Source organism: Enterobacter sp. T1-1 (assembly GCF_000710795.1).
GTDB classification, from domain to species: Bacteria; Pseudomonadota; Gammaproteobacteria; order Enterobacterales; family Enterobacteriaceae; genus Enterobacter; species Enterobacter cloacae.
This window is the reverse complement of sequence record NZ_JALW01000019.1, coordinates 14797-35944: the sequence shown is the minus strand read 5'-3', so window position 1 is coordinate 35944 and position 21148 is coordinate 14797. Positions and strand designations below refer to the sequence as shown.

Below are 21148 nucleotides of genomic sequence, written 5' to 3'. Positions count from 1 at the left end.
CCGAACCGAAAATTAACAAAACCCTTTGGAGAAGCCCCATGGCTCACCACGCACGCTGGACGATGTCGCAAGTCACTGAATTATTCAATAAACCTTTCCTGGAGCTGATGTTCGAAGCCCAACAGGTGCATCGTCAGCACTTCGATCCGCGCCATGTTCAGGTCAGTACGCTGCTGTCGATCAAGACCGGTGCCTGCCCGGAAGATTGCAAATATTGCCCGCAGAGCGCGCGCTATAAAACCGGGCTGGAATCCGAACGTCTGATGGAAGTGGAGCAGGTGCTCGACTCCGCACGTAAGGCGAAAAACGCGGGCTCTACCCGTTTCTGCATGGGGGCGGCATGGAAAAACCCGCACGATCGCGACATGCCGTACCTGGAGCAGATGGTAAAAGGGGTCAAAGAGATGGGGCTGGAAGCCTGCATGACCCTCGGCACGCTGAACGAAGAGCAGGCGCAGCGCCTGTCTGCTGCAGGGCTGGATTATTACAACCACAACCTCGACACCTCGCCAGAGTTTTACGGCAACATCATCACCACCCGTACCTATCAGGAGCGTCTGGATACGCTGGACAAAGTGCGCGAAGCGGGCATCAAAGTGTGCTCGGGCGGGATTGTGGGGCTGGGCGAGACGGTGAAAGATCGCGCCGGTCTGCTGCTGCAACTGGCGAACCTGCCGACCCCGCCGGAAAGCGTGCCAATCAACATGCTGGTGAAGGTCAAAGGCACGCCACTGGCGGATAACGAGGATGTCGATGCGTTTGATTTTATCCGCACCATCGCGGTCGCGCGCATCATGATGCCAACCTCATACGTCCGCCTTTCTGCCGGTCGCGAACAGATGAACGAGCAGACGCAGGCGATGTGCTTTATGGCTGGCGCTAACTCCATCTTCTACGGCTGCAAGCTGCTGACCACGCCGAACCCGGAAGAGGACAAAGACGTCCAGTTGTTCCGCAAGCTGGGGCTGAACCCGCATCAGACCGAGGTGCTGGCGGGAGATAACGAGCAACAGCAGCAGCTGGAGCAGCAGATTTTCAACGCCGATACCGAACAGTTCTACAACGCGGCATCCGTATGACCTGGCAGGCTCGTATTCAATCCGCGCTCGAAGAGCGCCGGGCGCGGGATGCTTTTCGCGTTCGCAGGGTAGTGGAAAACGGTGCAGGCCGTTTTCTGACCCACGCCCGGCGGCAGTACTGTAATTTTTCCAGCAATGATTATCTCGGCCTGAGCCAGCATCCGGCGATTGTCCGCGCCTGGCAGCAGGGAGCGGAACACTACGGCGTGGGCAGCGGCGGTTCGGGGCACGTCAGCGGCTATACAACAGCGCATCAGGGGCTGGAAGAGACGCTTGCCGACTGGCTGGGCTATCCGCGCGCGCTGCTGTTCATCTCCGGCTTTGCCGCCAATCAGGCGGTGATTGCCGCGCTGATGGGCAAGGACGATCGTATCGCCGCGGACCGCTTAAGCCACGCCTCTTTGCTGGAGGCGGCGAGTCTCAGCCCGGCACAGCTGCGGCGCTTTGCCCACAACGATGCGCTTTCGCTCGCCACGCTGCTGGATAAACCCTGTGCCGGACAACAGCTGGTGGTGACGGAAGGGGTCTTTAGCATGGATGGCGACAGCGCGCCGCTTCGTGCGCTGTCTGACGTTGCGAAACAGCAAAACGCCTGGCTGCTGGTGGATGATGCCCACGGTATTGGCGTGATGGGTGAGGACGGTCGCGGTAGCGCCAGTCAGCAGGGCGTGAAGCCGGAACTGCTGATCGTCACCTTTGGCAAAGGCGTTGGCGTGAGCGGGGCCGCCGTGCTGTGCAGCGAGTCCGTGGCCGATTATCTGCTGCAGTTCGCCCGACATCTGATTTACAGCACCAGTATGCCGCCTGCGCAGGCGGTGGCGCTCTCTGCCTCGCTGGAGGTGATCCGCGGTGAAGAGGGGGCTGAACGGCGCGCGCGTCTGGCAGAACATATTCAGCGTTTCCGTCAGGGTCTGGATCGGCTTCCTTTCCAAAGCACCGATTCGCAGAGCGCCATCCAGCCCGTTATCGTGGGGGAAAACAGCCGCGCGCTCGCGCTGGCACAAACGCTGCGCGAACGGGGAATGTGGGTCACGGCCATCCGTCCGCCCACCGTGCCGCCGGGTACGGCGCGTCTGCGTCTGACGCTGACGGCGGCGCACAAAGCGGAAGATATCGATGCGCTGCTGGAGGCTCTCCATGTCGCCAGTCAATAAACAGGCCATTGCGGCGGCGTTTGGCCGGGCTGCACGCAGTTATTCTCAGCATGATGAGCTTCAGCGTCAGAGCGCTCAGGGGCTGCTTGAGCTACTCGGTGCGCGTCGTTTCCCGTACGTACTGGATGCCGGATGCGGCCCCGGCGGCAACAGCCGCTACTGGCGCGACGCCGGAAGCCACGTCACCGCACTCGATCTCTCTGAGCAGATGCTGGACGAGGCGCGACAGCAACAGGCGGCTGACCGCTATCTGACTGGCGATATTGAGTCGCTTCCGCTGCCGGATGCGCAGTTCGATCTGGTGTGGAGTCACCTGGCGGTACAGTGGTGCAGTAGCCTTTCGCAGGCGTTAAACGAGCTGTATCGCGTGGCGTGTCCGGGCGGAAAGGTGGCCTTTACCACCCTGCTGGAAAGCTCGCTGCCCGAGCTGAATCAGGCATGGAAAGCGGTAGACGAACAGCCGCACGCCAACCGCTTTTTAGCGTATGAACAGGTGACGGACGCGCTGACGGGCTGGCGCTATCAAAGCCAGGTGCAGACCATCACGCTGAACTTTAGCGATGCGTTCAGCGCCATGCGCTCGCTGAAGGGCATTGGCGCTACGCATCTGCATGCCGGGCGCGAGAGAAAACCGCTCACGCGCGGGCAATTGCAGCGCCTGGAGCTGGCCTGGCCGCAGCGGCGGGGCACTTTCCCGCTCTCTTATCAACTCTTTCATGGGATTATCGAACGTGACTGAACGTTATTTTGTCACCGGAACGGATACCGAAGTGGGTAAAACGGTGGCCAGTTCCGCGCTGTTGCAGGCGGCTCGTCTGCAGGGCAAAACCACCGCCGGGTACAAGCCCGTCGCCTCCGGAAGTGAGATGACGGCACAGGGGTTACGCAATACCGACGCGCTGGCGCTGCAGCGTAATAGCACGCTGCCGCTGGACTATGCGGCGGTGAATCCTTATACCTTTGCCGAGCCGACGTCGCCGCACATTATCAGCGCCGACGAAGGCCGCCCCATCGCGTTTTCCGTGCTCTCGGACGGCCTGCGCGCACTGGAACGCCAGGCTGACTGGGTGCTGGTGGAAGGCGCAGGGGGGTGGTTTACGCCGCTGTCGGACGAACTGACGTTTGCGGACTGGGTCCAGCGCGAGCAGCTTCCGGTGATCCTCGTGGTCGGGGTGAAGCTCGGCTGTATCAACCACGCCATGTTAACGGCACAGGCCGTTCAGCAGGCTGGGCTGCGTCTGGCGGGCTGGATAGCCAACGACGTGGTCGCACCCGGTAAGCGTCACCAGGAGTATCTGGCCACGCTCAGGCGAGTGCTTCCCGCGCCGTTCCTTGGGGAGATCCCATGGCTTGCGGACGGTGCTGAGCACGCCGACACCGGACATTACCTCGACCTCAGTGCCTTGCTTCCCGCGACATCCAGTGGGCAATAAGCTCGTCATCCAGCTCGGTAACGTGGCCCTGGGCCACGTTACGCCCGCGATACAGCATACAGAAGCGATCCACTACCCGGCGGATAAACGACAGTTGCTGCTCGGCTAATAACACCGTCATCCCCAGCTCACGATTAAGCCTCGCCAGCAGATGGCCCAGCTTCTGAGCAAAGCTGTACCCTGCGCCCTGCAGCGGCTCATCCAGAATCAATACCCGCGGTCGGTTGACCAGCGCGTTAGCCAGCGCCAGCTGATACTGATCGTCCGGGGAGAGCCCGTTCGCCCGAATCTGTCGCAGCGCCCACAGCTGCGGGAACAGGTCATAGACATCGCTTTTTGCGCGCGTGTCCGTTGCCCCTGTCGCCCGCATGGCGATGTGCAAGTTTTCCTCAATGGTCAGTTGCGAAAAAATCCGTCGGTCCTGTGGCACGTAGCCAATCCCCGGCAGCGCGCGTTGATCCGGTGCCTGACGCAGTAAATCACAGGGCGGGGCACCGGCTTCGTGCCAGACGATGGTTCCGCTCTGCACCGGTAACGCGCCGGTGATGCAGTTGATGAGGGTGGTTTTTCCCATGCCGGGCAGGCCAATCACCCCTGTGCATAAGCCCTGCGGTAAATCCAAATCGACATTCCATAGCGTATGTTGGTTTCCGTAAAACTGATTGACTGCACGCAGGCTCAACATCTTTCTCTCCTTAAAAATGTATGTGGGTGAGGCTCGTTAATGAATCTGCAAATCTCCTGCCAGAACCGTTGAACTGATTAAAAAAGAGGCTTTTTTAGGATAATGCCGTCGCAAAACGACCGATCGATAAGCGGATTGCACTGTCTCAGTGCCAGAACTGTTAGCGGTGGTGCAGGGACTGAAATGGCTGAATTGTGAGCAAGATCTCATTGATTGGTTATGAATAACGCAACGGTTGATTGGCAAAAATTAGCGATAAAAATTTTTTGTCACCGCCTCGTGGGAAAAACCGGGAATTTGCTGAGCGGCAGTCTGTATGGGCTGGACGCAGTTATCCACTATTCCTGTGGATAACCATGTGCATTAGAGTTAGAAAACACGCGATAAGCGAGAGAAGACGCGGGTTACGCCCAAATTGACGCGAAACGCGGCTCTGGAAAATATCCTTTAAGATTTAACTGGTTAGATAAAATCAATTGCCGTCATAAAAGTGTCACCGGTTGCCATAAAACTACCATTACCTGGCTTGACAAATGTTAAAAATGAAAATGTTCTGGGGATAACCGGGTAGGGCTGGTGTTTTATGTCGTCTCAGTCGAAATTTTGACCGGGAATACGCTAATCCTTCGGGTGCTATGCTAAATATCGTGACACGCTACTGGTTTTACATCCAGTGTTTTTTACTGGCATTCCTGGCCACAACGAGTAAAATTACTCACCTGCCGCTTTTTACATCACCAGGTTGTCGCCCATGAGTAAACCGTTCAAACTGAATTCTGCTTTCCGTCCTTCTGGCGACCAGCCTGAGGCGATCCGTCGTCTTGAAGAGGGGCTGGAAGATGGGCTGGCACACCAGACGCTGCTGGGGGTGACCGGTTCGGGTAAAACCTTCACCATCGCCAACGTCATTGCGGATCTGCAACGCCCCACCATGGTGCTGGCGCCCAACAAAACGCTGGCGGCGCAGCTGTATGGCGAGATGAAAGAGTTCTTCCCGGAGAATGCCGTCGAGTATTTCGTCTCGTATTACGATTACTACCAGCCAGAAGCCTATGTGCCGAGCTCTGACACCTTCATCGAGAAAGATGCCTCGGTGAACGAACACATTGAGCAGATGCGTCTCTCGGCGACGAAGGCGCTGCTGGAACGTCGTGATGTGGTGGTGGTCGCGTCGGTGTCTGCCATCTACGGTCTGGGCGACCCGGATCTCTACCTCAAGATGATGCTACACCTGACGCAGGGGATGATCATCGATCAGCGTGCGATTTTGCGCCGACTGGCGGAGCTGCAGTACACCCGTAACGACCAGGCGTTCCAGCGCGGTACGTTCCGCGTGCGCGGCGAGGTTATCGACATCTTCCCGGCGGAATCGGACGACATTGCCCTGCGCGTTGAGCTGTTTGACGAAGAGGTGGAACGCCTGTCGCTGTTCGACCCGCTCACCGGCCACGTCGAGTCCGTTATTCAGCGTTACACCATCTACCCGAAAACGCACTACGTAACGCCACGCGAGCGTATTGTGCAGGCGATGGAAGAGATCAAAGAGGAGCTGGCGGAACGCCGTAAGGTGCTGCTGGCGAACAATAAGCTGCTGGAAGAGCAACGCCTGAGCCAGCGTACCCAGTTCGATCTGGAGATGATGAACGAGCTGGGCTACTGCTCCGGCATCGAAAACTACTCCCGTTTCCTCTCCGGTCGTGGGCCGGGCGAGCCGCCGCCGACGTTGTTTGACTACCTTCCGGCGGACGGGTTACTGGTGATCGACGAATCCCACGTCACGATCCCGCAGATCGGCGGGATGTATCGCGGTGACCGCGCGCGTAAAGAGACGCTGGTTGAGTACGGCTTCCGTCTGCCGTCGGCGCTGGACAACCGTCCGATGAAGTTTGAAGAGTTTGAAGCGCTGGCACCGCAAACCATTTACGTTTCGGCGACGCCGGGCAACTACGAGCTGGAGAAATCGGGCGATGAGGTGGTTGACCAGGTGGTTCGTCCGACAGGGCTGCTGGATCCGGTGATCGAAGTCCGTCCGGTTGCGACGCAGGTGGACGATCTGCTCTCCGAGATCCGCGCCCGTTCGGCAATCAACGAGCGCGTGCTGGTCACCACGTTGACCAAACGTATGGCGGAAGACCTGACCGAATATCTGGAAGAACACGGCGAGAAGGTGCGTTATCTGCACTCGGATATCGATACCGTGGAGCGTATGGAAATTATCCGCGACCTGCGTCTGGGCGAGTTTGACGTGCTGGTGGGGATCAACCTGTTGCGAGAAGGTCTGGATATGCCGGAAGTCTCGCTGGTGGCAATCCTCGACGCTGACAAAGAGGGCTTCCTGCGTTCTGAGCGCTCGCTGATCCAGACCATTGGCCGCGCCGCGCGTAACGTCAACGGAAAAGCGATTCTCTACGGCGATAAAATCACCCCGTCGATGGCGAAAGCGATTGGCGAAACGGAACGCCGTCGCGAGAAACAGCAGCGCTACAACGAAGAGCATGGCATTACGCCGCAGGGTCTGAACAAGAAGGTGGTGGATATTCTGGCCCTGGGTCAGAACATTGCGAAGACCAAAGCGAAAGGACGCGGTAAGGCGCGTTCCGTGGTGGAGGAAGATACCGTCGCGCTGACGCCGAAAGCGCTGCAGCAGAAAATCCATGAGCTGGAAGCGCAGATGATGCAGCACGCCCAGAACCTGGAGTTCGAAGAGGCAGCGCAAATTCGCGACCAGCTGCATCAGCTGCGGGATCTTTTCATCGCCGCATCTTAGGTAAAGCAGCGTGTTTTCGCCCTCTCCCTGTGGGAGAGGGCCAGGATGAGGGCATCAGGCCGCACAAAACGAGCCTAACCCAACTCCTGAATCGCCTTCTCCAGCGCCTCGCGCAACAAGTGACGGTCATGACGGTATTTGATATCGCTGGCCTCCAGCGGCTCCTGCACCACCACGCGATCGCCAATACCCGTCACATCCACTTTCGGCCCGACCACGACACCATCGATGATTTTTTTACCGACGTACTGCTCCATCAGCTCCAGTTTATCCGCCAGCGACAGGCTGGCCGCAGCCGGACTCAATTCACGGCCTAAATTACCGATGTACACCATCGGGGCGGGCGTTCTGCGCAGGGCCTGCGCCAGCTCTTTCACCAGTAAAATCGGCATCAGGCTGGTGTAAAAACTGCCCGGACCAATCAGGATCAAATCCGCCTCGGCGATGGCCTCAACCGCTTCGCGCGTGGCGGGAACGGCCGGGTAAGTCATCAGCTCTTTCGGCGGCAGCGTAAGCTGATCAATATTCACTTCGCCGTACACTTCATGGCCTTCCACGTCGATGGCCATTAAATCGACCGGTTGTTCAGACATCGGGATTAGGAACGCATCCACTTTGAGCAGATTGCGGATGAGATTGATCGCTTCCAGCGGGCGCACGCTCAGGTGATCCAGCGCTTTAAGCATCAAATTTCCAAGGTTATGCCCGGAAAGTTCCCCGTTACCGCCAAAACGGTACTCAAACATCGCCGAGGCGACGCTCGGTTCGGTAATTAACTGGTTCAGGCAGTTACGCATATCGCCCCAGGCAATGCCGCCTTCTGCGCGTCGGATCCGCCCCGTCGATCCGCCGTTATCCGTTGTTGTTACTATCCCTGTCAATCTTGAGCCAAGGGATGACAAAGAGGACATCACCCGGCCCAGACCATGGCCTCCACCCAGTGCCACCACCCGGTCAAGATCCGCAAAAGTGCGATTGCGCATACCTATTCCTTATCACGTTCTATCTGCGTAACAGTAACCTAACTACCCCTAAAAGACGATGCCTCAGCCAGGGCAAAATGACGTATATCAATGCGAATCTGCTGTTTTGGCGTATTCTGTAACGAAAATGCACGATCAGGTCGCTATATACATGTTTATATAGCGTTAAGCGGTAATGGCGAAAGGGTGATTTACGCGCTACTATCGCCATAACCACGTTTTCAAATTTGAAAACATACACTCTAGCCCTGGTGCCTGTGTCGAAAGATATGGCGCCCTGGCCGTGGCAACTATGCCACCAGGGTACAGAAAGAAATGACTGTGCCTCCCGTATCTGGAAAGGTGTACATGGCTTCACAACTTACTGATGCTTTCGCGCGTAAGTTTTACTACTTACGTCTGTCGATTACCGATGTGTGCAACTTCCGTTGCACCTACTGTCTGCCCGACGGCTACAAACCGGGCAGCGTCACCAATAACGGCTTTCTCTCCGTGGATGAAGTTCGCCGCGTTACGCGCGCGTTCTCGGCACTCGGCACGGAAAAAGTGCGTCTGACCGGCGGAGAACCTTCGCTGCGCCGTGACTTCCCCGACATTATTTCCGCCGTGCGTGAAAACGAACGCATCCGTCAGATTGCGGTGACCACCAATGGCTACCGCATGGCGCGCGATGTCGCAACCTGGCGTGATGCGGGCTTAACGGCCATTAACGTCAGCGTGGACAGCCTGGATGCCCGTCAGTTTCATGCCATTACCGGGCAGGATAAATTCCAGCAGGTGATGGACGGTATTGATGCCGCGTTTACCGCCGGGTTCGATAAGGTCAAAGTCAACACCGTACTGATGCGTGATGTAAACCATCATCAGCTGGACACCTTCCTGGCGTGGATCAAATCCCGCCCCATTCAACTGCGGTTTATTGAACTCATGGAGACGGGCGAGGGCAGCGAGCTGTTCCGCCGCCATCACATCTCCGGCATGGTGTTGCGCGATGAGCTGCTTAAACGCGGCTGGATCCACCAGATCCGCCAGCGCAGCGATGGCCCGGCGCAGGTCTTTTGTCACCCGGATTACGAAGGGGAGATTGGACTTATCATGCCTTACGAGAAAGATTTCTGCGCCAGCTGTAACCGCCTGCGCGTCTCCTCGGTGGGCAAACTGCATCTGTGTCTGTTCGGGGATGGCGGCGTTAACCTTCGCGATCTGCTGGAAGACGATGCGCAACAGGCCGCGCTGGAAGCGCGTATTTCTGAGGCACTGACGCATAAAAAACAGACCCACTTCCTGCATCAGGGCAACACCGGCATTACTCAGAACCTGTCATACATTGGCGGGTAATCAGGCTTAAGAAGGAACCAGAAGATGAGTCAGGTCAGCGCGGAATTTATCCCGACACGTATTGCCATCCTTACCGTTTCCGACCGTCGTGGCGAAGAGGATGACACCTCCGGCCACTGGCTGCGCGAAGCCGCCCATGACGCCGGGCATAAGATCGTCGATAAAGCGATCGTCAAAGAGAACCGCTATGCCATACGCGCGCAGGTCTCCCAGTGGATTGCCAGCGATGAAGTGCAGGTGGTGTTGATCACCGGCGGCACCGGTTTTACCGCAGGTGACCAGGCGCCAGAGGCGCTTATCCCGCTGTTTGACCGCGAGGTAGAAGGCTTCGGCGAAGTGTTCCGCATGCTGTCGTTTGAAGAGATAGGTACCTCGACGCTGCAGTCACGTGCGGTGGCGGGTATGGCGAACAACACACTGATATTCGCCATGCCGGGCTCGACCAAAGCCTGCCGCACCGCGTGGGACAACATTATCGCCCCGCAGCTGGATGCCCGTACCCGTCCGTGTAATTTTCATCCCCATTTAAAGAAATAAGCTATGTCGCAACTGACCCACATTAACGCCGCTGGCGAAGCGCATATGGTGGACGTTTCTGCCAAGGCCGAAACGGTCCGCGAGGCGCGTGCCGAAGCGTTCGTTACCATGCTGCCAGGCACCCTGGCGATGATTATCGACGGCAGCCACCATAAGGGTGATGTCTTTGCCACTGCCCGCATCGCCGGGATCCAGGCGGCGAAACGCACCTGGGACTTAATTCCGCTCTGCCACCCGCTGATGCTCAGCAAGGTGGAGGTCAATCTTCAGGCCCAGCCAGAGCACAACCGCGTGCGCATCGAATCGCTGTGTCGTTTAACCGGTAAAACGGGCGTGGAGATGGAAGCGCTGACGGCGGCGTCCGTTGCCGCGCTGACCATCTACGATATGTGCAAAGCGGTGCAGAAAGATATGGTGATTGGCCCGGTTCGTCTGCTGGCGAAAAGCGGCGGCAAATCCGGTGATTTTAAGGTGGACAGCCATGATTAAGGTGCTCTTTTTTGCCCAGGTGCGTGAACTGGTGAATACCGACAGCCTGACGCTGGAAGCGACGTTTAAAGACGTTGCCGCACTGCGTGCGCATCTGGCGGCGCAAAGCGACCGCTGGGCGCTGGCGCTGGATGAAGGGAAGCTGCTGGCCGCCGTCAACCAGACGCTGGTGGAGTTTACCCATCCGCTGGCGGCAGGTGATGAAGTGGCCTTCTTCCCACCGGTGACGGGGGGTTAAGATGGCTGATACGCGAATTCTGGTTAGCCCTGAGCGCTTTAACGTCGGTACGGAATATCACTGGCTGGCAGAGCGCGATGAAGACGGTGCTGTTGTGACCTTCACCGGTAAAGTGCGTAACCACAACCTTGGCGACAGCGTAAAAGCGCTGACGCTGGAACACTATCCGGGCATGACCGAGAAATCTCTGGCTGCGATCGTCGAAGAGGCGCGAGGCCGCTGGCCGCTCGGGCGTGTGACGGTTATCCACCGCATCGGTGAGATGTGGCCGGGCGAGGAGATCGTTTTCGTGGGGGTGACCAGCGCCCATCGCGGCAGCGCGTTTGCCGCCGGGGAGTTCATCATGGATTACCTGAAAACCAAAGCCCCGTTCTGGAAACGTGAAGCGACGCCGGAGGGGGAGCGGTGGGTTGAATCGCGCGACAGCGACAAACAGGCCGCCAGCCGTTGGTAACAGGTTTATGTGGATGTGTTAGTCTTAACGTGTGTGTCTACTTAATCAGGAGTGAATCATGGACCGATTTCCGCGTTCCGATTCGATAGTACAGCAGACCCGTAGTGGCCTGCAGACGTATATGGCTCAGGTTTATGGCTGGATGACGGTGGGCTTACTGCTTACCGCATTTATCGCGTGGTATGCGGCCAATACCCCTGAACTGATGATGTTTATCTTTTCCAGCAAAATCACCTTCTTTGGGCTGATCATTGCGCAACTGGCACTGGTGTTTGTGCTCTCCGGTCTGGTACAAAAGCTGAGTGCCGGGATGGCGACCACCCTGTTTATGCTCTATTCGGCACTGACGGGGCTGACGCTTTCCAGCATTTTCATCGTCTATACCTACTCCTCCATCGCCAGCACCTTTGTGGTCACCGGCGGGATGTTTGGTGTGATGAGCCTGTACGGTTACACCACCAAACGTGACCTCAGCGGTCTTGGCAACATGCTGTTCATGGGGCTGATCGGGATTGTGCTGGCGTCGCTGGTGAACCTGTGGCTGAAGAGCGACGCGCTGATGTGGGCGGTGACCTATATCGGGGTGGTGATTTTCGTTGGCTTAACCGCCTACGACACCCAGAAGCTGAAAAACATCGGTGAGCAGATTGACGTGCGTGACAGTTCCAACCTGCGTAAATACTCGATTCTGGGTGCCCTGACGCTGTATCTGGACTTCATCAACCTGTTCCTGATGCTGCTGCGTATTTTCGGCAACCGTCGTTAAATACGGCCCCTCACCCTAACGGTGCGGTTTTTCTCCCTCTCCCTGTGGGAGAGGGCCGGGGTGAGGGCATCAGACCGCTGCGCCTATTTTGCCATCGCCTTCTCGTTCTTCGCTCTCAGCTTCTTCGCCCGGCTCTCAAGCACCAGATAACAGACCGTTGCCAGCGCCAGCGGCAGGAAGTAATAGAGCATGCGGTAGGCGAGCAGGGCGGCGATAATCGTCCCATGAGAAACATGTTCTCCGGCAAGCAGGGCGATAAATACCGCTTCCAGCACCCCAATCCCGGCCGGAATATGTACGATCACCCCGGCAATACTGCTCACCAGCAGCACCCCCAGCACGAAGAAATAATTCACATCTTCGCCAATGAGCAGCCAGATAATTGCCCCCATCGCCATCCAGTTGGCGCTGGAGACCGCCATCTGCAGCACGGCAAATTTCCATGAGGGTAAAACCAGCTTTTGCCCTTTGATGGTCATATGGCGGCGTCTGGCAAAGGCGCAGGCCCAGAGATACAGGGCGATAATGAGCAGGAGCGCGAAACCCAAAATCCGCAGCGTGGCTTCATCGATATACCAGTGTGCGGGCAACTGCACCACGCCGATGGTAAAGATCACCCCACCCAGCAGAATATAACCCAGCCAGTTGGTGGTAATGCTCAGCGAAAATATACGCGTGATGGTCCCACCGGGCAGTCCCAGGCGCGAGTACAGGCGATAGCGCATGCCAATCCCCCCGACCCAGGTGCTGAGCGTCAGGTTAAAGGCGTAGCAGATAAACGACACCAGCATGACCTGGCGTTTTGCCAGCTTGTGGCCGCAGTAGGCGCGACCCAGCAGGTCATAGCAGCCGTACATCAGATAGCTGACAATCACCAGCCCAACCGCTCCCAGCAGCACCACCCGGTTGTAGTTGCGGATGACTTTCCACACCTCTTCCCAGTCAACCTTTTGCGCGTAAACCACCAGCAGCACCGCAACGGCAATAAAAAACAGCCAGGTCAGGATCTTTTTCGCCATTCGCCAGCGTGGATGCGATTTAGACATCAGGTTTTCCCTCCATCTTCCGCCTCAATGCGGTCCTGGGTTTCCATTTCGGGTTGAACAGGCGGATCCACCAGCGCAAGTTTTGGGGTATGCGCCGGCAGCCAGCCCACCATCGCCGGGAAATGGCGCAGGAAGTGGAACACCACTACGCTGATCCCCAGATTCCACCAGGTGCGTTTTGGCACCATGGACTCGTCCACGCGCACGCAGTCGTTGACGATCAGACCCTGCAGGTTATCCCGCAGGGTCTGGTTAAACTGACGATCGTGAATGATCAGGTTCGCTTCCAGGTTAAGCGACAGGCTCAGCGGATCGAGGTTACTGGAGCCGACGGTCGCCCAGTGATCGTCCATCAGCGCGACTTTGCCGTGCAGCGGTCGGCGACGGTATTCGTAGATTTGCACTCCGCCTTTGAGCAGGTAGTTATAGAGCAGCCGCGCGCCGACTTTGACGATGGGCATATCCGGCTCGCCCTGCACAATCAGCTTCACGCGGACGCCGCGTCGGGCAGCACTGCGCATGGCGTGCAGCAGCCGGTAGCCCGGGAAGAAGTAGGCGTTGGCGATGATCACTTCGCGTTTGGCATTCGCCAGCATTTTCAGGTAGTGGCGCTCAATATCGTCCCGGTGCTCGCCATTATCCCGCCAGACGAACAGCGCCTGCGCTTCGCCGGGCTTCCGGTTCTCTTCCGGACGATGGCGGCGCTTCCACCAGCGTCGGGCGGCCTCTTTGCCGGGTAAGTTTTCCAGTTCAAACAGCAAAATGTCCTGAACCACAGGCCCTTCGATGCGGATGGCGTAATCCTGCTTGGCCTCCGGGCCGTAGTCAGACATATGCTCGGCGGAGTAGTTAATGCCACCGACAAACGCCACCGTCTCATCAACGACAACGATTTTGCGGTGCATCCGGCGAAAGAGATTGGTACGCATGCCGAACAGGCGAGGGCCGGGATCGTAGTAGCGGAACACAACGCCTGCGGCAGTGAGCTCATTCACGAACGCATCGCTAAGATCGGGCGAGCCATAGCCATCCAGCAGCGCTTCAATTTTGACGCCGCGCTGGGCGGCGCGCAGCAGCACGCTGTGCAACTGTTTGCCCACATCATCTTCAAACCAGATAAAGGTCTCGAGGATCACTTTATGCTGCGCGTGGTCTATCGCATCAAAAACGGCGGGGTAATATTCGTCCCCGTTGACCAGCAGCGTGATCCGGTTGCCTTCCTGCCAGGTACATTTCATAAGTGGATCTCCGCGCTCAGCGGGGCATGGTCGGAAAGGTGGCGCCAGTTAAGCAACGCCAGCGCGGTCGGGCTGCTGGCATGGGCGTTTTTCACATAAATGCGGTCAAGCCTCAGCAGCGGGAAGCGCACCGGAAACGTGCGCGCAGGTCTGCCGTGCGCGCGGGTGAAAATTTCCTCCAGCCCGGCCTCCACTTTCAGAGGGTGGTTAGCCCGCTGCCGCCAGTCGTTGAAATCTCCGGCAATCACCACCGGCTCTCCTTCGGGCAGGGCGTTAGTCCAGTCAGCCAGCATCTGCAGCTGTGCCTGGCGATGCGCTTCCCGCAGACCGAGATGCACACAGCCAACGTGCACCGGAAAATCGAGATCCGGCGGGGCGATACGGCAATACAGCAGCCCACGCTTTTCGCTTTCGCCGACGGAGACGTCCCGGTTCTCGTAATGTTCAATGGGATAACGCGACAACACCGCATTTCCGTGATGTCCTTCAGGATAGACCGCATTGCGGCCGTAAGCGTAATCACTCCACATGGTGTCGGCCAGAAATTCGTAGTGGGGCGTGTCGGGCCAGTTTTCGAAGTGCATCGGATGGACCTCGTGCGCGCCCATCACTTCCTGCAGGCAGACAATGTCCGCGCTGACGGTGCGAACCGCGTCGCGCAGCTCCGGTAAAATGAAGCGGCGATTAAATGCTGTGAAGCCTTTATGAATGTTTATCGTCAGCACTTTAAGCGAGAAATGCTGCATTTTTTTGGTCATAAGCTCCTTCCTGAGTGACTATCCCAATGAAAATAAAGTGTAGTCGTCGTCACAAAAAGATGCGGTGTTACGGAATTTTCCGTAAAGTGCGGTAGTCTGATTAAGCAGAGAAAAATCCTTCAGGAGAGAAGCCATGAAGTGGCAACAACGTGTTCGTGTCGCAACGGGTCTAAGTTGCTGGCAGATAATGTTGCATTTACTGGTCGTGGCCGTACTGGTGATGGGCTGGATGAGCGGCACGCTGGTGCGTGTTGGCTTAGGACTATGCGTCCTCTATGGCGTCACCGTGCTGTCGATGTTGTTCCTGCAGCGCCATCATGAAGCGCGTTGGCGCGAGGTGGGTGATGTGCTCGAAGAGCTCACCACCACCTGGTACTTTGGTGCCGCAATGATTGTGCTGTGGCTGCTGTCCCGCGTGCTGCAAAACAACCTGCTGCTGGCGCTGGCCGGTCTGGCCATTCTTGCAGGGCCTGCGGTGGTCTCTTTGCTGGCCAAAGAGAAAAAGCTACGCAATGTTGCGTCTAAACATCGCGTACGCCACTGACCCCGTCGTGGCCGCTATGACCAGTAGCGGCCACAAACTTCCCCAGATAATATCCAGACTCGCATCCTTCAGATAAATTTGCTTGGTGATATCCGTAAAGTGACGAATCGGGTTTATCCACGTCAGATCCTGTAACCACACCGGCATATTCTCAACCGGCGAAACATACCCGGAGAGCAGGATGGCCGGCATCATAAAGACAAACACGCCAATAAACGCCTGCTGCTGCGTGGAGCAGAGCGCGGAAATCAGCAGGCCAAACCCGACCAGCGACAGCCCGTAGATCACCATCGTGAAGTAGAACAGCGCCAGCGACCCGGCGAACGGGATCTGGTAGGCCCAGATCCCCACGCCCAGCACGATGGTGGCCTGGAACGTGGCAACAATCAGGGCGGGAACCGCTTTACCGACGAAGATTTGCCAGGTCGCCAGCGGGGAGACCAGCAGCTGATCGAGCGTACCTTGCTCGCGTTCGCGGGCGACGGACAGGGAGGTGACGATCATCACCCCAATGGTGGTGATCATGGCGATCAGCGACGGCACCACAAACCATTTGTAGTCCAGGTTTGGGTTGTACCAGTTACGTACCACCAGCTCGCTGTTGTTGGGCTTCGGTTTCCCCTCCATCAACTCCTGCTGATAATCCTTCACCACCTGTTGCAGATAATTCGCGGCAATCTGCGCGCTGTTGGAGTTACGCCCGTCGAGGATCAACTGCATGGGCGCGGGCTGGAAGGTGTCCAGATTGCGGGAAAAATCAGCCGGAAAACGCACCAGCAGCAGCGCTTTCTGGGTATCGATGGTGGGCTGGATCGCCTGTGGGCTTTTCAGCAGCAGGATATGGGTGAAGGCCTTCGCCCGGGCAAAGCGCTGGGTCAGCTCGACGGAATGTTTACCGTTGTCTTCGTTGTAAATCGCGATGGTGGCGTTGGTTACCTCAAGCGTGGCGGCAAAAGGGAACAGAAACACCTGGATCAGCACCGGCAACACCAGAATGGCGCGGGTTTGCGGCTCGCGCAGCAGCGATTGCAGCTCTTTGCGTATTAACGTCCATAAACGGTGAAACATGTTCGCTCCTTAATCCAGACGCCGTTTGGTTTTCATCCACGTCAGCCCAATAAACATCGCCGCCGACGCCAGCAAAAACAGGGTATTGATAATCAGCACTACCGGAATATTCCCCGCCAGGAACAGGCTTTGCAGCGTGCTGACGAAATAGCGCGCCGGAATTATGTAGGTCACGGCACGGATCACCGCGGGCATGCTGTCTATCTGGAAGATAAACCCGGACAGCATAATCGACGGTAAAAAGGCGGCGTTCAGCGCCACCTGCGCGGCGTTAAACTGGTTGCGGGTGACGGTGGAGATGAGCAGCCCCATGCCCAACGTGCTCAGCAGGAACAGGCTGGTGATGAAAAAGAGCAGCACCAGCGAGCCGCGGTACGGCACCCCGAGGATAAACACCGAGACCAGCATACAGAGCAGCATCGCCAGCATGCCGAGGAAGTAGTAGGGGATAAGCTTACACAGCAGCAGCTCAAGGCGCGTCACTTCGGTTGAAAGCAGCGCCTCCATGGTGCCGCGCTCCCACTCGCGGGCAATCACCAGCGAGGTCAGGATTGCGCCAATCACCGTCATAATGATGGTGACCGCACCCGGGATAATAAAATGCTGGCTGATGGCGGCAGGGTTAAACCAGTAGCGCATCTGTACGTCGATCAGCGGTTCGAACGTTTCGCCCCGGTCTTCGGCGCGCTGCATCTGCCAGAGCTGCCAGATCCCCTCTACGTAGCCCTGGACAAAGTTGGCGGTATTCGGCTCGCTGCCGTCAGTGATCACCTGGAGCGGCGCAGCGGTATTTGCCCGCGCCATGTTGGCGGCAAAATCGACCGGGATCACCACCAGACCGCGGATTTTCCCGGCCTGCATCTTCTGAATAAGCGCTTGCCGGTTGTCGCTGATGGTGGCGTCAATGTAGGGCGAGCCGGTCATGGCGTGGGTGAAATCCAGCGCCTCTTCGCTCTGCTGCTCCAGTAATATCCCGACCCGCAGCTTGCTGGAGTCGAGGTTGATCCCATAGCCGAAGATAAACAGCAGCAGAAGCGGGATAACCACCGCAATCAGCCAGCTGCTGGGGTCACGCACGATCTGACGCGTCTCTTTGATGCACAGCGCGCGCACCCGGCGCCAGGAAATCGCGTTATTGCGCATCGGCATTCTCCTTATCCCAGTCGTGGATGAGGGTGATAAACGCCTGCTCCATGGTCGGGTCCGGCACCTCGTCGTCTGCGGCCTGGGCTTTCAGGTCATCCGGCGTGCCGTGGGCAATCAGCTTGCCGCGATAGACCAGCCCGATGCGATCGCAATACTCCGCTTCGTCCATAAAGTGGGTGGTTACCATCACCGTCACCCCTTTCTCCACCATGCTGTTGATGTGCAGCCAGAACTCGCGGCGGGTGAGGGGATCAACGCCTGACGTGGGTTCATCCAGAAACAGAATATCGGGCTCGTGCATCAGCGAGCAGGCCAGCGCCAGCCGCTGTTTGAAGCCCAGGGGTAACTCATCCGTGGCGTGGGAAGCGATAGCTGTCAGGCCAAACGCCTCGCTCATGCGGTGGATTTTCTCGTCCTGGGCGCGCCCTCGCAGGCCGTAAACGCCGGAGAAAAAGCGCAGGTTCTGCTCGACCGTCAGGTTGCCGTACAGCGAGAACTTCTGCGCCATATACCCCAGATGCTGACGCGCCTTGCCGGAGCTGACTTTCAAATCCATATCCAGTACCAGCGCTTTGCCGGACGTAGGCACCAGCAGGCCACACATCATCTTAAAGGTGGTGGATTTCCCCGCGCCGTTTGGCCCGAGCAGGCCAAAAATTTCACCGCGCTTCACCGCGAAATTGACGTTATCGGTGGCGGCGAAATCACCGAATTTTTTGGTCAGGGATTTGGCTTCGATCACCGTCTCACCCGGCGTACCTTCCACCGTGTGCAGGATCGCCCCGAGCGGCGATTCCGAAGTACCCGCTCCGCCCAGCAGATCGATAAACGCGTCCTCAAAGCGGGGAGCCGTCTCTTCCATCTCAATGTCAGGCATGCCCGGCGCGTGACGAATATCCGCTTCGGTCGCCTCTTTGGTCAGGATCACGCGCACCGAACGGCCCTGAATCATCCCGTCGCTGACCTGGGGCAGTTTCAGCACCCGTTGCAGCAGTTTGCGGTTCGACTCCTGCGGGCTGTGCATCAGGAAACTGCGTCCGGCCATGCTTTGGGTCAGCTTCGTCGGTTCTCCCTGATAAAGCAGCTCGCCTTCGTTCATCAGCAGCACATCGCGACACTGCTCGGCTTCATCCAGATAGGAGGTGCTCCAGAGGATCAGCATTCCGTCACCGGCCAGCTCGTGCACCATCTGCCACAGTTCGCGGCGTGAAATGGGGTCCACGCCCACGCCGGGCTCATCCAGCAGCAGCACTTTCGGCTCGCCGACCAGCGTACAGGCCAGCCCCAGCTTTTGCTTCATCCCGCCGGAGAGCTTGCCCGCCAGACGATCGGTGAAGGGACCGAGGGAGGTGAAGGACAGCAGACGGGCGAAAGTCTGCTGACGGGTTTCACCGGTCACGCTGCGCAGATCGGCGTACAGATTAAGGTTTTCCATCACCGTCAGGTCTTCATAGAGACCAAACTTCTGCGGCATATAGCCGAGCATGGCGTGGAGTGCACCGTCATCTTTAATCGGATCGAGTCCGAGCACGCTGGCCGCCCCTTCATCGGGCTTAAGCAGGCCTGCCAGCATCCGCATCAACGTGGTTTTGCCTGCGCCGTCCGGGCCAACCAGCCCGGTCACATAGCCTTTCTGGATGGTACAGTTCAGCGGCGCGACGGCCGGTTTTTCCATGCCCGCGAAGCGTTTGACCAGATTGTCGAGCCGGATAACCGCGTCATTCATGTCGTTCCCCGCTGTTCACTTTTACGGTGACTGGCATGCCCTGGCGCAGCGCGTCGTCCGCATCGGTGACGATAATGCGCAGGCGATACACCAGGTCGGTACGCAGATCCGGCGTTTCCACCGTTTTTGGCGTGAACTCAGCGGTGGGTGAAACAAAGCCCACTTTGCCGTGATACGGCTTATCGGGACGGCCGTCGGTATAGAGCAATAGTTCGCGACCCGGCTGCATCTGGCCGAGGTTTGGTTCATCAATGTAGGCGCGCACCCATACCGGACGGGTGAGCGACAGGGTTAAAACGGTGCTTCCGGCGTTGAGCATGCTGCCGGGCTCCACGGCGCGGGTCATCAGCGTGCCATCAGACGGTGCCACCAGCGTGGTGTCGTGCAGATCGAGTTCCGCCTGGGCCAGCTGGGCCTGCGCCTGTTCAAGGCTGGCTTTGGCCTGGGCGATATCCTGCGGGCGGTTACCGGTGTGGTACTGACTCAGTTTGTCCTGTGCGGATTTCAGCGTTGCCTGAGCCTGATCGCGTGATGAACGGGCGTTTTCCAGATCGTTGGCCGAAATAGTGCGGCTTTTCCACAGCCCCTGCTGGCGGGCATAGAAATTCTGCGCATAGTCATAGGCCGCCTGCGCCTGTTTGACTGCGGCAGCAGCCTGGGCAATCTCTTCGTCACGATAACCGGCCAGCATCAGATCATATTGCGCCTGGGCGACGGAAACCCCGGCTTTTGCCTGCATCAGCGCGTTCTCGTAGGGCGCTTTATCAAGCATCCCCAGCGTCTGCCCGGTTTTGATGGTGTCGCCCTCATCCACGTTAAGCGACGCCAGCCGCCCCCCGACGCGGAAGCTCATGTTCACGGTGCGAATATCAACGTTACCGTACAGCGTCAGGCCGCGATCCTGATGGCTTTGATACCACAGCCAGCCACCGACGCCTGCGGCAAGCAAAACAACAACCACCAGAATGATGGCGACAGGTTTTTTCATGACTTCAGGCTCCTTTGCGTTAAGCCTTGCAGGATCAGATCCAGATGACAGGTGATAACCTGGCTAATCTGCGCGGCTTTATCCTCATCAAATTGTGTCCAGCCGGTGCGTAACAGAATCGTTTCTCGCCCCAGACGGAAGGCCAGAATCTCACCCAGCAGGGCGTGGGTATGCAAAATCGTAGCGGTATCGTTGGCGTCTTGCCCGGTATAGGCCGCGATCAGCCGGGTCAGGTGCGTGTGCATCGGGGCAATCACCTGGTCATGCACCAGCTGGTAGGCGGCAGTGGGGAAGAGCTGTTCACGGGAGATAAATCGACTCAGGTTCAGCGTGTCGTCGTGCGTCAGCAGGCGGATCATGTTGTGGCAGGCGTTGAGGATCAGCTGGCGGATAGCGTCACGATCGGGCGACGGCTGGCTGAGCAGCGCGGTGGCTTCCTCCACGTGCGGGTGAAACTGCGTGCCAATAAAATCGGCGATCCACTGGGCACAGGCGAGGTATAAATCCTCTTTTGAGCCAAAATAGTAGGGGATAGCCGCAATGTTTTGCCCGGCCTGCGCCGCGATATCCCGGGTGGTGGCGTGTAAGCCATACTCACCAAACTGCGCCAGCGCGGCAGCAATAAGCTGGCTTTTGGCCTGTTCGCCTTTAGAGGTTGTCGGGGTTGTATTCATAGCGGCATTAAAAATTAATCAATCGATTGATTAAGAT

Annotated in this window: 22 protein-coding genes and 1 riboswitch; of the genes, 12 read left to right on the top strand and 10 right to left on the bottom strand. The window is 57.8% G+C overall.

Annotated elements, in window-relative coordinates:
• Positions 1 to 38 precede the first annotated feature (38 nt).
• Genes bioB through bioD form a run of 4 tightly spaced genes read left to right on the top strand, consistent with a single transcriptional unit; the run spans position 39 to position 3666 of the window.
• Positions 39 to 1079 carry a biotin synthase BioB gene (gene bioB / locus AK59_RS0108065; protein ID WP_014831141.1) on the top strand — a complete coding sequence of 347 codons (1041 nt, stop codon included), beginning with the start codon at positions 39 to 41 and terminating at the stop codon, positions 1077 to 1079.
• Positions 1076 to 2233 carry an 8-amino-7-oxononanoate synthase gene (bioF, locus tag AK59_RS0108060; RefSeq protein WP_029882488.1) on the top strand — a complete coding sequence of 386 codons (1158 nt, stop codon included), beginning with the start codon at positions 1076 to 1078 and terminating at the stop codon, positions 2231 to 2233. The genes bioB and bioF overlap by 4 nt, the downstream gene beginning before the upstream one ends.
• Positions 2217 to 2972 carry a malonyl-ACP O-methyltransferase BioC gene (gene bioC / locus AK59_RS0108055; RefSeq protein WP_029882487.1) on the top strand — a complete coding sequence of 252 codons (756 nt, stop codon included), beginning with the start codon at positions 2217 to 2219 and terminating at the stop codon, positions 2970 to 2972. The genes bioF and bioC overlap by 17 nt, the downstream gene beginning before the upstream one ends.
• Positions 2965 to 3666, top strand: a complete 702-nt coding sequence (gene bioD / locus AK59_RS0108050) for a dethiobiotin synthase (protein WP_020685271.1) — start codon at positions 2965 to 2967, stop codon at positions 3664 to 3666. The genes bioC and bioD overlap by 8 nt, the downstream gene beginning before the upstream one ends.
• Here the strand turns inward: bioD and AK59_RS0108045 are convergent.
• A complete protein-coding gene (locus AK59_RS0108045) occupies positions 3629 to 4351 on the bottom strand; it encodes an ABC transporter ATP-binding protein (RefSeq protein ID WP_013097498.1) in 723 nt (240 codons plus the stop codon). The two genes, bioD and AK59_RS0108045, sit on opposite strands and share 38 nt — an antisense overlap.
• A 751-nt stretch (positions 4352 to 5102) precedes the next feature.
• On the opposite strand from AK59_RS0108045, the gene uvrB reads away from it, so the two are divergent.
• Positions 5103 to 7118 (top strand): excinuclease ABC subunit UvrB, encoded by a 2016-nt coding sequence (uvrB, locus tag AK59_RS0108040; RefSeq protein WP_013097496.1) that lies wholly within the window; start codon positions 5103 to 5105, stop codon positions 7116 to 7118.
• A gap of 74 nt (positions 7119 to 7192) precedes the next feature.
• On the opposite strand, the gene yvcK is transcribed toward uvrB, so the two are convergent.
• Positions 7193 to 8101 (bottom strand): uridine diphosphate-N-acetylglucosamine-binding protein YvcK, encoded by a 909-nt coding sequence (gene yvcK, locus AK59_RS0108035; protein ID WP_028028115.1) that lies wholly within the window; start codon positions 8099 to 8101, stop codon positions 7193 to 7195.
• Between the two features lie 226 nt (positions 8102 to 8327).
• Positions 8328 to 8462: riboswitch (molybdenum cofactor riboswitch) on the top strand.
• Here yvcK and moaA point away from each other — a divergent pair.
• The 6 genes from moaA (at position 8450) to AK59_RS0108005 (ending at position 11923) form a co-directional block, all read left to right on the top strand.
• The gene (moaA, locus tag AK59_RS0108030) at positions 8450 to 9439 is read left to right on the top strand and encodes a GTP 3',8-cyclase MoaA (RefSeq protein ID WP_032618464.1); all 990 of its coding nucleotides are present in this window, start codon (positions 8450 to 8452) and stop codon (positions 9437 to 9439) included. (Overlaps the previous riboswitch by 13 nt.)
• Positions 9440 to 9463: 24 nt before the next feature.
• Positions 9464 to 9976, top strand: a complete 513-nt coding sequence (moaB, locus tag AK59_RS0108025; RefSeq protein ID WP_013097493.1) for a molybdenum cofactor biosynthesis protein B — start codon at positions 9464 to 9466, stop codon at positions 9974 to 9976.
• Between the two features lie 3 nt (positions 9977 to 9979).
• Positions 9980 to 10465, top strand: a complete 486-nt coding sequence (gene moaC / locus AK59_RS0108020; protein ID WP_020684982.1) for a cyclic pyranopterin monophosphate synthase MoaC — start codon at positions 9980 to 9982, stop codon at positions 10463 to 10465.
• Complete coding sequence (gene moaD, locus AK59_RS0108015) at positions 10458 to 10703, top strand: molybdopterin synthase sulfur carrier subunit (RefSeq protein WP_013097491.1); 246 nt, start codon at positions 10458 to 10460, stop codon at positions 10701 to 10703. Before moaC ends, moaD begins: the two co-directional genes overlap by 8 nt.
• 1 nt (position 10704) lies before the next feature.
• Positions 10705 to 11157: a molybdopterin synthase catalytic subunit MoaE gene (gene moaE / locus AK59_RS0108010; protein WP_013097490.1), complete on the top strand. Its 453-nt coding sequence runs from the start codon at positions 10705 to 10707 to the stop codon at positions 11155 to 11157.
• 58 nt (positions 11158 to 11215) lie between these two features.
• The gene (locus AK59_RS0108005) at positions 11216 to 11923 is read left to right on the top strand and encodes a Bax inhibitor-1/YccA family protein (protein ID WP_014831151.1); all 708 of its coding nucleotides are present in this window, start codon (positions 11216 to 11218) and stop codon (positions 11921 to 11923) included.
• 83 nt (positions 11924 to 12006) lie between these two features.
• On the opposite strand, the gene AK59_RS0108000 is transcribed toward AK59_RS0108005, so the two are convergent.
• Genes AK59_RS0108000 through AK59_RS0107990 form a run of 3 tightly spaced genes read right to left on the bottom strand, consistent with a single transcriptional unit; the run spans position 12007 to position 14965 of the window.
• Positions 12007 to 12969, bottom strand: a complete 963-nt coding sequence (locus AK59_RS0108000; protein ID WP_029882484.1) for a lysylphosphatidylglycerol synthase domain-containing protein — start codon at positions 12967 to 12969, stop codon at positions 12007 to 12009.
• Positions 12969 to 14207 carry a cardiolipin synthase ClsB gene (clsB, locus tag AK59_RS0107995; protein ID WP_020684983.1) on the bottom strand — a complete coding sequence of 413 codons (1239 nt, stop codon included), beginning with the start codon at positions 14205 to 14207 and terminating at the stop codon, positions 12969 to 12971. Before clsB ends, AK59_RS0108000 begins: the two co-directional genes overlap by 1 nt.
• Positions 14204 to 14965 carry an endonuclease/exonuclease/phosphatase family protein gene (locus AK59_RS0107990; protein ID WP_020684984.1) on the bottom strand — a complete coding sequence of 254 codons (762 nt, stop codon included), beginning with the start codon at positions 14963 to 14965 and terminating at the stop codon, positions 14204 to 14206. The genes clsB and AK59_RS0107990 overlap by 4 nt, the downstream gene beginning before the upstream one ends.
• A 133-nt stretch (positions 14966 to 15098) precedes the next feature.
• Here AK59_RS0107990 and AK59_RS0107985 point away from each other — a divergent pair, with 133 nt between their 5' ends.
• Complete coding sequence (locus AK59_RS0107985) at positions 15099 to 15509, top strand: YbhQ family protein (RefSeq protein WP_014831155.1); 411 nt, start codon at positions 15099 to 15101, stop codon at positions 15507 to 15509.
• Here the strand turns inward: AK59_RS0107985 and AK59_RS0107980 are convergent.
• From AK59_RS0107980 to cecR, 5 genes are read right to left on the bottom strand one after another with little or no spacing between them, the layout of a single operon-like run.
• Positions 15471 to 16577: an ABC transporter permease gene (locus AK59_RS0107980; RefSeq protein WP_014831156.1), complete on the bottom strand. Its 1107-nt coding sequence runs from the start codon at positions 16575 to 16577 to the stop codon at positions 15471 to 15473. The two genes, AK59_RS0107985 and AK59_RS0107980, sit on opposite strands and share 39 nt — an antisense overlap.
• Positions 16578 to 16586: 9 nt before the next feature.
• Positions 16587 to 17720 carry an ABC transporter permease gene (locus AK59_RS0107975; protein ID WP_029882483.1) on the bottom strand — a complete coding sequence of 378 codons (1134 nt, stop codon included), beginning with the start codon at positions 17718 to 17720 and terminating at the stop codon, positions 16587 to 16589.
• Positions 17710 to 19449: an ATP-binding cassette domain-containing protein gene (locus tag AK59_RS0107970; protein WP_013097482.1), complete on the bottom strand. Its 1740-nt coding sequence runs from the start codon at positions 19447 to 19449 to the stop codon at positions 17710 to 17712. Before AK59_RS0107970 ends, AK59_RS0107975 begins: the two co-directional genes overlap by 11 nt.
• Positions 19442 to 20437: a secretion protein HlyD gene (hlyD, locus tag AK59_RS0107965; RefSeq protein WP_013097481.1), complete on the bottom strand. Its 996-nt coding sequence runs from the start codon at positions 20435 to 20437 to the stop codon at positions 19442 to 19444. The genes AK59_RS0107970 and hlyD overlap by 8 nt, the downstream gene beginning before the upstream one ends.
• Positions 20434 to 21111 carry a transcriptional regulator CecR gene (gene cecR, locus AK59_RS0107960; RefSeq protein ID WP_013097480.1) on the bottom strand — a complete coding sequence of 226 codons (678 nt, stop codon included), beginning with the start codon at positions 21109 to 21111 and terminating at the stop codon, positions 20434 to 20436. The genes hlyD and cecR overlap by 4 nt, the downstream gene beginning before the upstream one ends.
• Positions 21112 to 21148: the final 37 nt, after the last annotated feature.

What these genes read in the sequence shown, in the direction of transcription:
- bioB (WP_014831141.1), top strand. Translation starts at nt 39, where the DNA reads ATGGCTCACCACGCACGCTGGACGATGTCGCAAGTCACTGAATTATTC.
- hlyD (WP_013097481.1), bottom strand. Translation starts at nt 20,437, where the DNA reads ATGAAAAAACCTGTCGCCATCATTCTGGTGGTTGTTGTTTTGCTTGCC.
- bioF (WP_029882488.1), top strand. Translation starts at nt 1,076, where the DNA reads ATGACCTGGCAGGCTCGTATTCAATCCGCGCTCGAAGAGCGCCGGGCG.
- AK59_RS0107975 (WP_029882483.1), bottom strand. Translation starts at nt 17,720, where the DNA reads ATGCGCAATAACGCGATTTCCTGGCGCCGGGTGCGCGCGCTGTGCATC.
- AK59_RS0108045 (WP_013097498.1), bottom strand. Translation starts at nt 4,351, where the DNA reads ATGTTGAGCCTGCGTGCAGTCAATCAGTTTTACGGAAACCAACATACG.
- yvcK (WP_028028115.1), bottom strand. Translation starts at nt 8,101, where the DNA reads ATGCGCAATCGCACTTTTGCGGATCTTGACCGGGTGGTGGCACTGGGT.
- clsB (WP_020684983.1), bottom strand. Translation starts at nt 14,207, where the DNA reads ATGAAATGTACCTGGCAGGAAGGCAACCGGATCACGCTGCTGGTCAAC.
- AK59_RS0107970 (WP_013097482.1), bottom strand. Translation starts at nt 19,449, where the DNA reads ATGAATGACGCGGTTATCCGGCTCGACAATCTGGTCAAACGCTTCGCG.
- cecR (WP_013097480.1), bottom strand. Translation starts at nt 21,111, where the DNA reads ATGAATACAACCCCGACAACCTCTAAAGGCGAACAGGCCAAAAGCCAG.
- moaA (WP_032618464.1), top strand. Translation starts at nt 8,450, where the DNA reads ATGGCTTCACAACTTACTGATGCTTTCGCGCGTAAGTTTTACTACTTA.
- moaB (WP_013097493.1), top strand. Translation starts at nt 9,464, where the DNA reads ATGAGTCAGGTCAGCGCGGAATTTATCCCGACACGTATTGCCATCCTT.
- moaC (WP_020684982.1), top strand. Translation starts at nt 9,980, where the DNA reads ATGTCGCAACTGACCCACATTAACGCCGCTGGCGAAGCGCATATGGTG.
- AK59_RS0107980 (WP_014831156.1), bottom strand. Translation starts at nt 16,577, where the DNA reads ATGTTTCACCGTTTATGGACGTTAATACGCAAAGAGCTGCAATCGCTG.
- moaE (WP_013097490.1), top strand. Translation starts at nt 10,705, where the DNA reads ATGGCTGATACGCGAATTCTGGTTAGCCCTGAGCGCTTTAACGTCGGT.
- AK59_RS0108000 (WP_029882484.1), bottom strand. Translation starts at nt 12,969, where the DNA reads ATGTCTAAATCGCATCCACGCTGGCGAATGGCGAAAAAGATCCTGACC.
- AK59_RS0107990 (WP_020684984.1), bottom strand. Translation starts at nt 14,965, where the DNA reads ATGACCAAAAAAATGCAGCATTTCTCGCTTAAAGTGCTGACGATAAAC.
- AK59_RS0108005 (WP_014831151.1), top strand. Translation starts at nt 11,216, where the DNA reads ATGGACCGATTTCCGCGTTCCGATTCGATAGTACAGCAGACCCGTAGT.
- uvrB (WP_013097496.1), top strand. Translation starts at nt 5,103, where the DNA reads ATGAGTAAACCGTTCAAACTGAATTCTGCTTTCCGTCCTTCTGGCGAC.
- bioC (WP_029882487.1), top strand. Translation starts at nt 2,217, where the DNA reads ATGTCGCCAGTCAATAAACAGGCCATTGCGGCGGCGTTTGGCCGGGCT.
- moaD (WP_013097491.1), top strand. Translation starts at nt 10,458, where the DNA reads ATGATTAAGGTGCTCTTTTTTGCCCAGGTGCGTGAACTGGTGAATACC.
- AK59_RS0107985 (WP_014831155.1), top strand. Translation starts at nt 15,099, where the DNA reads ATGAAGTGGCAACAACGTGTTCGTGTCGCAACGGGTCTAAGTTGCTGG.